This window comes from Pseudomonas sp. B21-012, from assembly GCF_024749305.1.
Classification (GTDB): domain Bacteria; phylum Pseudomonadota; class Gammaproteobacteria; order Pseudomonadales; family Pseudomonadaceae; genus Aquipseudomonas.
Genome location: NZ_CP087197.1, coordinates 5,870,709 through 5,883,489, shown reverse-complemented (window position 1 = coordinate 5,883,489; position 12,781 = coordinate 5,870,709). Strand labels below are relative to the sequence as shown.

General features: G+C 62.5%; 11 protein-coding genes. 3 read left to right on the top strand and 8 right to left on the bottom strand.

Annotated features, from left to right (window positions below):
* Positions 1-170 precede the first annotated feature (170 nt).
* The gene (locus tag LOY37_RS27130; RefSeq protein ID WP_045199475.1) at positions 171-1,586 is read left to right on the top strand and encodes an acetyl-CoA carboxylase biotin carboxylase subunit; all 1,416 of its coding nucleotides are present in this window, start codon (positions 171-173) and stop codon (positions 1,584-1,586) included.
* Between the two features lie 101 nt (positions 1,587-1,687).
* Entirely contained in the window at positions 1,688-3,496 is a 1,809-nt protein-coding gene (gene oadA / locus LOY37_RS27125; RefSeq protein ID WP_093377891.1) for a sodium-extruding oxaloacetate decarboxylase subunit alpha, read from the top strand.
* 67 nt (positions 3,497-3,563) lie between these two features.
* On the opposite strand, the gene LOY37_RS27120 is transcribed toward oadA, so the two are convergent.
* Genes LOY37_RS27120 through LOY37_RS27110 form a run of 3 tightly spaced genes read right to left on the bottom strand, consistent with a single transcriptional unit; the run spans position 3,564 to position 5,335 of the window.
* Complete coding sequence (locus tag LOY37_RS27120; protein ID WP_213602854.1) at positions 3,564-4,229, bottom strand: GNAT family N-acetyltransferase; 666 nt, start codon at positions 4,227-4,229, stop codon at positions 3,564-3,566.
* A gap of 17 nt (positions 4,230-4,246) precedes the next feature.
* Positions 4,247-4,693, bottom strand: a complete 447-nt coding sequence (locus tag LOY37_RS27115; protein WP_258716075.1) for a GNAT family N-acetyltransferase — start codon at positions 4,691-4,693, stop codon at positions 4,247-4,249.
* A gap of 12 nt (positions 4,694-4,705) precedes the next feature.
* Positions 4,706-5,335 carry an FMN-binding negative transcriptional regulator gene (locus LOY37_RS27110; RefSeq protein ID WP_045199483.1) on the bottom strand — a complete coding sequence of 210 codons (630 nt, stop codon included), beginning with the start codon at positions 5,333-5,335 and terminating at the stop codon, positions 4,706-4,708.
* A 90-nt stretch (positions 5,336-5,425) separates the two neighbouring features.
* Here LOY37_RS27110 and LOY37_RS27105 point away from each other — a divergent pair, with 90 nt between their 5' ends.
* Positions 5,426-6,955 carry a PLP-dependent aminotransferase family protein gene (locus LOY37_RS27105; protein ID WP_258716074.1) on the top strand — a complete coding sequence of 510 codons (1,530 nt, stop codon included), beginning with the start codon at positions 5,426-5,428 and terminating at the stop codon, positions 6,953-6,955.
* 3 nt (positions 6,956-6,958) lie between these two features.
* On the opposite strand, the gene LOY37_RS27100 is transcribed toward LOY37_RS27105, so the two are convergent.
* The 5 genes from LOY37_RS27100 to LOY37_RS27080 form a co-directional block, all read right to left on the bottom strand.
* Positions 6,959-8,059 (bottom strand): polyamine ABC transporter substrate-binding protein, encoded by a 1,101-nt coding sequence (locus LOY37_RS27100; protein WP_258716073.1) that lies wholly within the window; start codon positions 8,057-8,059, stop codon positions 6,959-6,961.
* Positions 8,056-9,102: a histone deacetylase family protein gene (locus tag LOY37_RS27095; protein ID WP_093377920.1), complete on the bottom strand. Its 1,047-nt coding sequence runs from the start codon at positions 9,100-9,102 to the stop codon at positions 8,056-8,058. Before LOY37_RS27095 ends, LOY37_RS27100 begins: the two co-directional genes overlap by 4 nt.
* Before the next feature lie 141 nt (positions 9,103-9,243).
* On the bottom strand, positions 9,244-10,236 hold the full coding sequence (locus LOY37_RS27090; protein ID WP_045199493.1) for an AraC family transcriptional regulator: 993 nt from the start codon (positions 10,234-10,236) through the stop codon (positions 9,244-9,246).
* 60 nt (positions 10,237-10,296) lie between these two features.
* Entirely contained in the window at positions 10,297-11,289 is a 993-nt protein-coding gene (locus LOY37_RS27085; RefSeq protein ID WP_045199495.1) for an asparaginase, read from the bottom strand.
* Between the two features lie 63 nt (positions 11,290-11,352).
* Positions 11,353-12,762, bottom strand: coding sequence for an alanine/glycine:cation symporter family protein (locus LOY37_RS27080; RefSeq protein WP_408980675.1), 1,410 nt, complete (start codon positions 12,760-12,762; stop codon positions 11,353-11,355).
* Between the last annotated feature and the right edge of the window lie 19 nt (positions 12,763-12,781).

Sequence of the window (12,781 nt, the reverse complement as noted above, 5' to 3'; positions counted from 1 at the left end):
AAACCTTGTAACAGCACTATAAGCTTTTGCTTATGCACACCCTAATAAATATTGATTTTTGTTTATCCAGAGACAGCGCTAGGGTAAAGATGCGACTGGCCAGCGACGATTGGTCACGCGCCGACCGGCGTTGCCGGCTCGTTTGTTCTAGCGGCCTTGGGAATACTCCAGTGATAAAAAAGATCCTGATCGCCAACCGCGGTGAAATTGCTGTTCGAATCGTGCGTGCCTGCGCCGAGATGGGCATCCGTTCCGTGGCGATCTACTCCGACGCCGACCGCCATGCCTTGCACGTCAAACGTGCCGACGAGGCCCACAGCATTGGTGCCGAGCCCCTGGCCGGCTACCTCAACCCGCGCAAGCTGGTGAACCTGGCCGTGGAAACCGGTTGTGATGCGCTGCATCCCGGTTATGGTTTTCTGTCTGAGAACGCTGAACTTGCGGACATCTGTGCCGAACGCGGTATCAAATTCATAGGCCCGGCGGCTGAAGTCATTCGCCGCATGGGTGACAAGACCGAAGCCCGCCGCAGCATGATCAAGGCCGGTGTGCCGGTGACCCCGGGCACTGAAGGCAACGTCGCCGATATCCACGAAGCGCTGCTCGAAGGCGACCGCATCGGTTACCCGGTGATGCTCAAGGCCACTTCCGGCGGTGGCGGCCGCGGTATTCGCCGCTGCAACAGCCGTGAAGAGCTGGAGCAAGCCTTCCCGCGGGTAATCTCCGAAGCGACCAAGGCCTTCGGTTCTGCGGAAGTGTTCCTGGAAAAATGCATCGTCAACCCGAAACACATCGAGGCGCAAATCCTCGGTGACAGCTTCGGTAACGTCGTCCACCTGTTCGAGCGCGACTGCTCGATCCAGCGCCGCAACCAGAAGCTCATTGAAATTGCCCCAAGCCCGCAACTGACCCCTGAACAGCGTGCCTATATCGGCGACCTGTCGGTGCGCGCGGCCAAGGCCGTGGGCTACGAGAACGCCGGTACCGTGGAGTTCCTGCTCGCCGATGGCGAAGTGTACTTCATGGAGATGAACACCCGGGTGCAGGTGGAACACACCATCACCGAAGAAATCACCGGTATCGACATTGTTCGCGAGCAGATCCGTATTGCCTCCGGCCTGCCGCTGTCGGTCAAGCAGGAAGACATCCAGCACCGCGGCTTTGCCCTGCAGTTCCGGATCAACGCCGAAGACCCGAAGAACAACTTCCTGCCCAGCTTCGGCAAGATCACCCGTTACTACGCCCCCGGCGGCCCCGGCGTGCGCACCGACACGGCGATCTATACCGGCTACACCATTCCACCGTTCTACGACTCGATGTGCCTGAAACTGGTGGTCTGGGCGCTGACCTGGGAAGAAGCCATGGACCGCGGTCTGCGGGCCCTGGACGACATGCGTGTGCAGGGGGTGAAGACCACGGCTGCCTATTACCAGGAAATCCTGCGCAATCCGGAATTTCGCAGTGGTCAGTTCAATACCAGCTTCGTTGAAAGCCATCCGGAACTGACCAACTACTCGATCAAGCGCAAACCCGAAGAGCTGGCCCTGGCCATCGCCGCCGCCATCGCCGCACATGCGGGCTTATGAATAAGCCAGCTGCAAGTTGTTAGCTGCAAGCGACAAGTCAGAGCCGATCGGCTTTTTCTTGCGGCTTGTAGCTTGAAGCTTGCCGCTATGAGGAGATAAGAATGTCCAAGAAGATCTTTGTCACTGACACAATCCTGCGCGACGCCCACCAGTCCCTGCTGGCCACCCGCATGCGTACCGAAGACATGCTGCCGATCTGCGACAAGCTCGACAAGGTCGGCTACTGGTCGCTGGAAGTCTGGGGCGGCGCGACCTTCGACGCCTGCGTGCGCTTCCTCAAGGAAGACCCGTGGGAGCGTCTGCGCAAACTGCGTGCGGCACTGCCCAACACCCGCCTGCAGATGCTCCTGCGCGGGCAGAACCTGCTGGGCTACCGCCACTACAGCGATGACGTGGTCAAAGCCTTCGTCGCCAAGGCGGCGGTCAACGGCATTGACGTGTTCCGCATCTTCGACGCCATGAACGATGTGCGTAACCTGCGCGTGGCCATCGAAGCGGTCAAGGCCGCTGGCAAGCACGCCCAGGGCACTATTGCCTACACCACCAGCCCGGTACACACCATCGACGCCTTCGTCGCCCAGGCCAAGCAGATGGAAGCCATGGGTTGCGACTCGGTGGCCATCAAGGACATGGCAGGCCTGCTGACTCCCTTCGCCACCGGCGAGCTGGTCAAGGCGCTGAAGGCCGAGCAGTCGCTGCCGGTGTTCGTCCATTCCCACGACACCGCCGGCCTGGCTGCCATGTGCCAGCTCAAGGCGATCGAGAACGGCGCCGACCATATCGACACCGCCATCTCCAGCTTCGCCTGGGGCACTAGCCACCCGGGCACCGAGTCGATGGTCGCGGCCCTCAAGGGCAGCGAGTTCGACACCGGCCTGAGCCTGGAATTGCTGCAGGAAATCGGCCTGTACTTCTATGCCGTGCGCAAGAAGTACCACCAGTTCGAAAGTGAATTCACTGCCGTCGACACCCGTGTGCAAGTCAACCAGGTACCGGGCGGGATGATTTCCAACCTGGCCAACCAGCTCAAGGAGCAGGGCGCGCTCAACCGCATGAACGAAGTGCTGGCGGAAATCCCGCGGGTGCGCGAAGACCTCGGCTTCCCGCCACTGGTGACCCCGACCTCGCAGATTGTCGGTACCCAGGCGTTCTTCAACGTGCTTGCCGGCGAGCGCTACAAGACCATCACCAACGAGGTGAAGCTGTACCTGCAAGGCGGTTACGGCAAGGCTCCGGGTGTGGTCGACGAAAATCTGCGGCGCCAGGCCATCGGTAGCGAAGAAGTCATCGACGTGCGCCCGGCCGATTTGCTCAAGCCGGAAATGGCCAAGCTGCGCAACGACATCGGCGCCCTGGCCAAGTCGGAAGAAGACGTACTGACCTACGCCATGTTCCCCGACATCGGGCGCAAGTTCCTCGAAGAGCGTGAGGCCGGCACCCTGACCCCTGAAGTGCTGCTGCCGATTCCGGAAGCCGGCGCCGTGGCCTCGGCCGGCGGCGAAGGCGTGCCGACCGAATTCGTCATCGACGTGCACGGCGAGACCTACCGGGTGGATATCACCGGTGTTGGCGTCAAGGCCGAAGGCAAGCGCCACTTCTACCTGTCCATCGACGGCATGCCGGAAGAAGTAGTGTTCGAGCCGCTCAACGAGTTTGTCGGCGGTGGTAGCAGCAAACGCAAGCAGGCCAGCGCACCGGGCCATGTCAGCACCACCATGCCAGGCAACATCGTCGATGTGCTGGTCAAGGAAGGCGACATGGTCAAGGCCGGCCAGCCGGTGCTGATCACCGAGGCCATGAAGATGGAGACCGAGGTGCAGGCGGCAATCGCCGGCAAGGTCACCGCCATTCACGTGGCCAAGGGCGACCGGGTCAACCCGGGCGAGATCCTGATCGAGATCGAGGGCTGATTTTCAGGCCCTCATCTACAAGCGGTTAACCTCTGGGGGGCGTATGCCTCCCTTTTTTTGCCTGCTCCTACCGGCACGCCTCCAAGGTCTGTACCTGTCCCTCGGGCCGCTGGTTATCTGCCGCCAACCAACGTTCGAACCCCGCCGCAATCGCCGGCCATTCATCATCGGTAATCGAGAACCAGGCGGTGTCGCGGTTTCGGTCCTTGATCACCATATGCTTGCGAAACACGCCTTCGAAGGTGAAGCCAAAGCGCAGCGCGGCGCGCTTGGAGCGGGCGTTGTCGTTGTTGCATTTCCATTCCAGGCGGCGGTTGCCCAGCTCGAACGCCAGTTTGCCAAGCAGGTACACCGCTTCGGTGCCTTTAGGTGTGCGCTGCATGGCAGCACCAAAGGCGATATGACCAATCTCGATGCGGCCCTGTTCGGGCACGATCGACATCAGGCTGAGGATGCCCTGGGTCTGGCCGCTGGCCAGGTCAATGACGCTGTAGAACAGCGGATCGCTGCTGGCGGCATTGGTGTCGAGCCAGTGATCGAAGTCTTCGCGCTCGGTGAACGGACCGTAGGCCAGGTAGTCCCACAGTGTGCGGTCGGCCTGGGAGCCCTGGAACACTTCCCAGAGGTCTTCGGTGTCGCGCTTGGGGTCGAGTTTTTCCAGGCGCACGAAGCGCCCGGTCAATGTTGCAGGTTGCGGGCGCTTGGCCGGATGCCAGTGCAATGGGCTGCTCATGGGGTGGCTCCTCTGGCTTACAGCGGTTTGCGAAACTGGATGAAGCCGGGCCGCTCGGCGACCTGCTCGTACAGGCTGATGGCCGTGGCGTTGGTTTCGTGGGTCAACCAGTGCACCTTGGCGCAACCTGCCGCCTTTGCCGTAGCGTAGACGTATTCGATCAGCTGGCGGCCGATACCCAGGCCGCGTTGCTCACTTTGCACGTAGAGGTCCTGCAGGTAGCAGGAGTTCTCGATGCTCCAGTTGGAGCGGTGATAGATCCAGTGGACCATGCCCAGTGCCTTGCCGTCGACCCAGGCCAGGGCGGCGTTGGTCGGCTCGGCCGGGTCGAGCATGCGCGCCCAGGCCACGGCGCTGACCTCGTCATCGATACGGGTTTCGTAGAATTGCTGATAGGCCTGCCACAGCGGTAGCCAGGCGCTGTGATCGGCGGCGGTGACAGGGCGGATGGTGACGTTAGGCATAGGTGTGTTCCTTCAAGGTTGGCCCATCAGGGCGGCCAATTGGTTGTCCAGAGGGTCGTTGCTGTTGGCCAGGCCGGTGCGCACGCCTTCGATGTCGATGGCCGAACGGTTCTGGCTGAGTTTGCGTGTGCCTTGCAGGCGCTCGATGGGCAGGGCGAAGCCGACGATTGCCTTGAGCATGCCGGCCATGTAGTCGGCAGGCGCTTCGTCCACCGACCAGGGTTTGGCCTGGCGTTGTTCGTGGTGATCACTCAGGCGGCGGACGATCTCCAGCAGACGCTCGGCGTCATGGAAAACCTCGGCCTTGCCCCAGGCGTGCACAGCCACGTAGTTCCAGGTCGGAACCGTGCGCGGGTCGTCGACCTTGCTGGGGTAGTAGCCAGCGCTGACATACGCATCGGGCCCGGCGAATACCAGCAGCGCCTCGGCGCCGTTGGCCAGATCCTGCCATTGCTTGTTGGCGCGGGCGAAGTGGCCGTACAGGGTGCCGTTGCTGCCCTGTTTGCGATCCAGCAGCAGCGGCAGGTGACTGGCCTGCAAGCCCTGTTCACCGTGGGTGACCAATACGGCCAGGCGCGTTTGCTCGATCTGCTGGTGCAGACGCTCGAGGTCGGTTTCCTTGTAGCTCGAAGGTGTGAACATGTGGATTGTCCTTGGCGAATGGCTCAATCCTAGGCAGGCTATTGGACTAAGGTAAGAGCCATTTCCAGCTAATTTCATAGGTCCATTGTCATGAGCGAGCGCCCCTTCACCTTGCCGTTCGACCCGACTGGTATCGTCCTTGATCGCCGCCAGGGGCTCAGCCGCCAGCTTTACCAGGCGCTTCGCATGCGCGTGCTGGACGGTCGCCTGAGCAGTGGCACGCGCTTGCCGGCCAGCCGTGATATGGCTGCGGCGCTGTCGTTGTCGCGCAACAGCGTGGTGCGTGCCTACGACCAGTTGTACGCCGAAGGCTATATCGAAAGCCGGGTCGGCGATGGCACCTATGTCAGCCAGCTGCCAAAACTATCCACAAAAGTATCCACAGGGTTATCCCTGGGTTTTTCCACAGGGTTATCCACAAAAACAGCAAATAGCACTGTGGATTCATCCAGCAAACTTATCCACAATGGTCCTTGCAACCGCCTGGAAAGCCACCATTTACCGCCACCGAAAAGTGGTCCGCCACGGGCTTTTCGCGTCGGTTTGCCGGCGTTCGATTTGTTCCCGTTCGACGTCTGGGCCAAGCTGCAGGCGGGTTTCTGGCGCAATCCCGATCCGGCCGCGCTGGGGTATGGCGATCCTGCCGGCGAACCGCAGCTTCGTGAGCTGATCGCGACCTATTTGCGTCGATCTCGTGGACTTTCCTGCACGGCTGAACAAATTGTGATCACCAGTGGCGCACAGCAGGCCATCAGCCTTTGTGCACAGCTGTTATTGGAGCCTGGCGAAGTAGTGGCTGTGGAAAACCCCGGTTACCGCGCTGCTGGAAACGCCTTCGCCTTGACCGGGGCAAAAGTGCAAGGCGTGGCGGTCGACGATGAGGGCCTGGACTGCGCTGCGCTCAATGCCGTGGAACATTGTCGCCTCAGCTATGTGACGCCATCGCACCAGTATCCGACCGGCGTCACCATGAGCCTGGCCCGTCGTCTGCAGTTGCTGGCCTGGGCCGAGCGCAAGGACGGCTGGATCATCGAAGATGACTACGACGGTGAGTACCGCTACAGCGGCGACCCGCTAGCGCCTCTGGCGGCGCTGGATCGCAGTGGGCGGGTGTTGTATGTCGGCACCTTCGGCAAGATAGCCTTTCCGGCGCTGCGCCTGGGTTACCTGGTGCTGCCCAGGCAGTTGGTGCAGGTGTTTTCCCGCTGCCGGGCGCTGGCCGTGCGCCACTCTGAAATAGGCACTCAGGCAGTGATGGCCCAGTTCATGGCCCAGGGGCATTTTCAACGGCATATCCGGCGCATGCGCCGAGCTGCCTTGAGCCGGCGTAATGCGTTGAAAGCGGGCTGGCCAATGGACGTTAGCGGCGTCGGCTCGATGCCAGAGGTTGCGGCTGGATTGCATGTGAAAGTCGAGGTCGACAGTTATGCCCGTGAGCAGGATTTGATCGCCCGAGCCGAAGCGGTGGGTGTTGAACTCAATGCCCTCAGCGATTTCTGGCTGCCTGACTCGACCGTCCCTGTGGATAAACGTGCCGGCCTGGTACTGGGTTTCGCCGCTGTCGACGAAGCCGCTACTGCCGACGCGCTGACCCGCTTGCGGCGGGCCTGGCGTCGGTGATGGTCAGGTCCCGGCCTTGATCTTGGTCCAGGCACGGGTGCGCGCTCGCTCGGCATCGCGCGGTAGTGGCTTGAGGGTATAAAGCTTGGCCATGGCTTCTTCGGGGGGGTACAGGTTGGGGTTATTGCGGATGGCCGGGGCAACCCGTTCGGTGGCGTCCTTGTTCGGGTTGGGGTAACCGACAAAGTCGCTGATGGGCGCGATCACCTTTGGCTGCAGCAGGTAGTTGATGAAGGTGTAGGCATCTTCCGGGTTGGCCGCGCCTTTGGGGATTGCCAGCATGTCGAACCAGATTGGCGCACCTTCCTTGGGCAGACGCATGTCGACGACCACGCCGTTCTTCGCCTCGCTGGCGCGGTTGGCGGCCTGGGAGAAGCTGCCGGAGTAGCCGACCGCTACGCAGATGTCGCCATTGGCAATATCCGCCATGTATTTGGAGGAATGGAAGTAGGTGACGTGCGGGCGGATTTTCAGCAGTAGCGCTTCGGCCTTTTTGTAATCAGCAGGTTTCGTGCTGTTCGGTGGCAGGCCGAGGTACTGCAGGGCCAGTGGCAGGATTTCAGAGGGTGAATCAAGTAAGGCTACGCCGCACTGCTTGAGCTTGGCGATGTTCTCCTCCTTGAAGATCAGGTCCCAGCTGTCGACCGGGGCGTTGTCGCCTAGCGCCGCCTTGACCTTGGCCGGGTTGAAGCCGATCAGCACGGTGCCGTACATGTAGGGCACGGCGAACTGGTTGCCGGGGTCGTTGGCCTCGATCAGCTTCATCAGCTTCGGGTCCAGGTGCTGCCAGTTCGGCAACTTGCTGCGGTCCAGGGGGTGGAATACCCCGGCTTCGATCTGCTTGGCCAGGAACACGTTGGACGGCACCACCACGTCGTAGCCGGAGTTGCCGGTCAACAGCTTGGCTTCCAGGGCTTCGTTGGTGTCGAAGATGTCGTAGATGAGTTTGACCTGGCTGTCTTTCTGGAAGTCCACCAGGGTTTGCGGGGTGATGTAGTCGAACCAGTTGTAGACCCGCAGGGTGCGTTGTTCGGCAGCTTGCAGGCTACCGGCGAGCAGGGTGCTGCACAGCAGCGGGGCGAGCAGGCGCTGGAGTCGGGTCATGCTTGAGCTTCCTGTTGGGCGCGTTCGAAACCTTCGAGTACGTTCACCGCGTTGATGCCGATTTCCTCGACCGCATAACCGCCTTCCATGACGAACAGCGTCGGCTTGCCGAGGCGGGCAATGCGTTCGCCCATCTGCAGGTAGTCGGGGCTGTCGAGCTTGAACTGGGAAATCGGATCGTCCTTGAAGGTATCCACGCCCAAGGAAATTACCAGCACGTCCGGGCCGTAGGCGGCGATGCGCTCACAGGCCTCGTCCAGGGCCTTGCTCCAAGTCGGCCAGTCACTGCCGGCTGGCAGCGGGTAGTTGACGTTGTAGCCCAGACCCTCGCCTTCGCCGCGCTCGTCGGCATAGCCGAGAAAGAACGGGAATTCGGCCTGCGGATCACCATGGATCGAGGCGAAGAACACATCGCTGCGCTGGTAGAAGATTTCCTGGGTGCCGTTGCCGTGGTGGTAGTCGACATCGAGGATAGCCACCTTGCGCCGGCCCTGGTCGAGGAACGCCTGGGCGGCGATGGCGGCGTTGTTCAGGTAGCAATAACCCCCCATGACGTCGCTGGCGGCGTGGTGCCCGGGTGGCCGGCAGAGGGCGAAGGCGCTGTGGGCGCCGGTCTGGATTGCCGCCTGGGCGGTAAGGGCTACTTGTGCGGCGCTGTAGGCCGCTTGCCAGGTACCCGCGGTGATGGGCGCGCCAGCGTCGAAGCTGTAGTAGCCAAGCTCGCCATGCAGGCCGCTGGGTTTGACGCTGCGCAGGGTGCGCGCCGGCCAGGTGAAGGGCAGCAGGTCGCCTTCGTGGCCCAGTTGGGTCCAGCGCAGCCAGGCGCCTTCGAAGAAGTTCAGGTAATCGGCGCTGTGCACCCGCAGCAAGGGCGCGCGGCCAAAATCGGCAGGGCCCTTGATGGCCCCCAGTTCACGGGTCTTTACCCGGTCCAGGACATGGTCGGCGCGCGAGGGCATTTCGAAGCAGGGCATCAGTTGCCCGTCGATCAGCTCGCAGCGGCCGTGGTGCAGGCGGTGGTCATCGGAATAGATCGTCAGCATGTTGTTGTTCTCCGGGTCACTGGCGTCGCTCCATTGTTGGTGGCACGGGCCTGCTGCAGAACGACGGAAACGGCCAAAAGGGGATCGATATGGCCAACCTGACTGTCCGGATTTCGCCCCCCGGCGGTGCAAGCGCGATGTTCAGGCGCGGAAGTGACTCGGCGCCACCCCGCTCCAGCGCATGAAGGCGTGGCGAAAGCTGGCGGTCTCGCTGAAGCCGAGTAGTTCGGCGATGCGGTAGATGGGCAACTGATCTTCGGCCAACAGTTGCTTGGCGCGCTCGAAACGCAGTTCATCGAGCAGCTGTTGATAACTGCTGCCCAGCTCCTGCAGGTGCCGGCGCAAGGTGCGCGACGAGCAGTTCATTTGCCGCGCCAGGCCCTCGAGGCCGGGCGCCGCATCGAGTTGTTCGAGCAGCAGTTGGCGGATCCGCCCGAGCCAGGCCTGGCGGCCGGTGAACTCCAGGTTAAGCCGCCGGCAGCGCTCGCTCATGGCCTGGTGAGTGATCTGGTCGGCCAGCGGCAGGGGCTGGTCCAGCCATGTGCGGGCGAAGGCGAAGGCATTGTCGGTGGCCTCGAATCGCAATGGGCAGGCAAAGCTGTCGCCGTACAGTGCATGGTAATCCGGCATTGGGTGGGCGAAGCGTGCAGCCGTCAGCGGCAATGGCTGGCCAAGCAGGTCGTCGCAGATGACTTTCAGCGAGGTCAGACAGAACTCGGCGTTGAATGCAGCCAATTGCGGGTCTTCGCGATAATCGCTGGCGCTGAACCAGACCCGCTCGCCATCCTCGACCAGACGCAGCTGAAAAAGTGTTCCCAGTAGCGCCGGGTACTGCATCGCCAGGCGCAAAGCGTCACCTAAGGTGGCACTGGAGAGCAGGGCGTAACCGAGCATGCCGTAGCAGGAAACATGCATGCGCCGGCCCAGCTCCAGGCCTACTTCGCGGCGTCGGGCCACCGCATTGGCACACACCAGCATCTCTTGGCGGGTGGTGATGCGCGAGTCGGCGCGGCCCAGGTCTGCCGGGCTGATGCCGCTGCCGGCCAGCAGCGCTTCAGCGCCGGGGCCCTGGCCTTGAAAGGCTTGCAGAACCAGCGACACAGCGTTGAGGGTGGTGAGGTGTGAATGGAGCATGCTCGGCTTCTTTCGACAGGTTGGCCGAGCAAATCGAGCAATTTGTATGCCTTGAGCCGCTTACAGCAATTCCCCGCAAAGGTCCTGCTCCACCAGGTGCCTTACCTCGCCAACCGGCAAGCCGCTGCCCAGCAGCAACTGCAACTTGCCAAGCAACGCTTCGCGGGTCATGCCGCCACCCGACAGCACGCCGGCCTGACGCAAGCGGCTGCCGGCCTCATAGACATCCAGTTCGACCCCGCCTTCATGGCACTGGGTGATGGCGACCACGACCACACCGCTTGCCTGAGCCTCGCCCAGAGCGGCGAGAAAGTCGGGGTTGTCGGAGGGGCCGGTGCCACTGCCAAAGCATTCCAGGATCAAGCCCTGGGCACCGCTGGCGAGCGCGGCCTGCACCATTGGCGCGCCGATCCCCGGCACCAGAGGCAGCACGGCGACATTGGCGACTTGCTTGGGCTGGCGATAATCGAGCGCTGCAGGCCCGGGCATCGTTGCGTCAGCGCCGGCAAAGCGCTTGAGGGTAACGAACGGATGCCGGCCAAAGCTGCGGACCTTGGCGGTACGGTGCGGGGCTAGCAACTCTCCGTGAAAATACAGCTGCACACCCGGCGCGACGCCGGTGGCCAGGGCTTGTAATGCGCCGGTGAGGTTCTCCCAGGCATCGCTGTCGGCGACCCCGGCCGGCAGCATCGAGCCGGTGAACAGCACTGGGGCCTGCAAGCCCAGCAGCTGGAAGCTCATGGCGGCGGCGCTGTAGGCCAGGGTATCGGTGCCATGCAATACCAGCACGGCATCGCAACCTTGGCTGTCGACGGCGTCGATGATCGCCGCACGCAGGCGCTGCCAGTACTGCGGGGTCATGTTGGCGCTGTCGATCAGCGGCAGCAGTTCACGGAACTGCCAGGTGGGAATGCCGGCCTGGCCGGCCAGTTGCGCGCGCATCCGCTGTTCGAAGCCGGACGCCGGAGCCAGGCCGTTGGCGCTGGCTTGCATGCCGATGGTGCCGCCGGTGTACAGCACCATGATGTTGCGGGCCGGTTGCGCAATTGCCATTCGCCTGTCTCCGTGGTCGGCTTGGGTTAAGCCGACCACAGTACGCGAACACCGGGCTGGCTGTCAGCGCTTGGTGTCTTCGACCTTGGCAGGCCAGGCGTTGGTGTCCAGGTCGAGGTCGGCGAACTTGGCCGAATCGAACACCGGCGTTTTTATCCCGGCTGCGCGCTGGTCGTCGTAATCGCGCAGTACGCGCATGGCCACCTTGAACAGCAGGGCCAGGGCGATCAGGTTGACGAAGGCCAGGCAGGTCATGGTGATGTCGGCGAACGCGAACACCGTGCCCAGGTTCTGCACCGCGCCCCAGAAGATCAGCAGCAACACCAGGGCGCGGTAGCCGATCAGGGCTTTGCGGTTGTCGCCGACCAGAAAGCGCAGGTTGCTCTCGCCCAGGTAGTAGTTGTAGAGGATCGAGGTGAACACAAACAGCGCCAGGGCGACGCTGATGAAGATCCGCCCCCAGTCACCGACCACCGCCGCCAGCGAGTTCTGGGTCAGGGCAATGCCGTCGCCTTCGAAGCCCGGGGTGTAGAAGCCCGACAGCAGGATCAGCAAGGCGGTGCAGGTGCAGATAATGAAGGTGTCGAGGAACACCGAGAACGCCTGGACCACGCCCTGGGCAATCGGGTGGTCGACTTCGGCCACGGCGGCGACGTTGGGTGCGCTGCCAAGGCCGGCTTCGTTGGCGAACACGCCACGTTTGACGCCCATGATGATGGCGCTGCCAACCAGGCCACCGAAGGCCTGATCGAGGCCGAAGGCGCTCTTGACGATGGTCATCAGCATGTCCGGCACCTGGTCGAACTGCAGCACGATCACGTACAGGGTCACGGCGATGTAGGCCAGGGTCTTGACCGGTACCAGCAGGTCGGCGACGGCGGCGATGCGCTTGATACCGCCGATGAACACCAGGCCCAGCAGCACCGCCAGGGCGATGCCGGTGTAGGTGGTGTCGAACTGGAAGGCGTTGTTCAGCGAGTGGGTCACGGCGTGGGCTTGCAGGCCGTTGAAGGCGAAACCGAAGGTCACCAGCAGCAGGAAGGCCATGACCATGCCCAGCCAGCGTTTGCCCAGGCCGTGCTCGATGTAATACGACGGGCCGCCGCGGTACTGGCCTTCGCTGTCGCAACGCTTGTACAGCTGGCCGGGGGTGCATTCGATGAAGCTGCTGGACATGCCGACCAGCGCGGTCACCCACATCCAGAACACCGCACCGGGGCCGCCAAGGGTCACGGCGATACCGACCCCGGCAATGTTACCGGCACCGACCCGGCCGGCCAGGCTGAGCATCAGCGCCTGGAACGAGCTCAGTTGCTCGCTGCTGCTGCGCAGGCTGTCGCGAAACACCGCGAACATGTGGGTGAAGTACCGCAACTGAACGAAACGCGAGCGGATCGTGAAGTAACTGCCCAGACCGACAATGAGCACGATCAGTACCTTGCCCGAGAGGAAGTCGTTGATGACTTCAAGCATGGAGTGTTCCTCGCTTTTG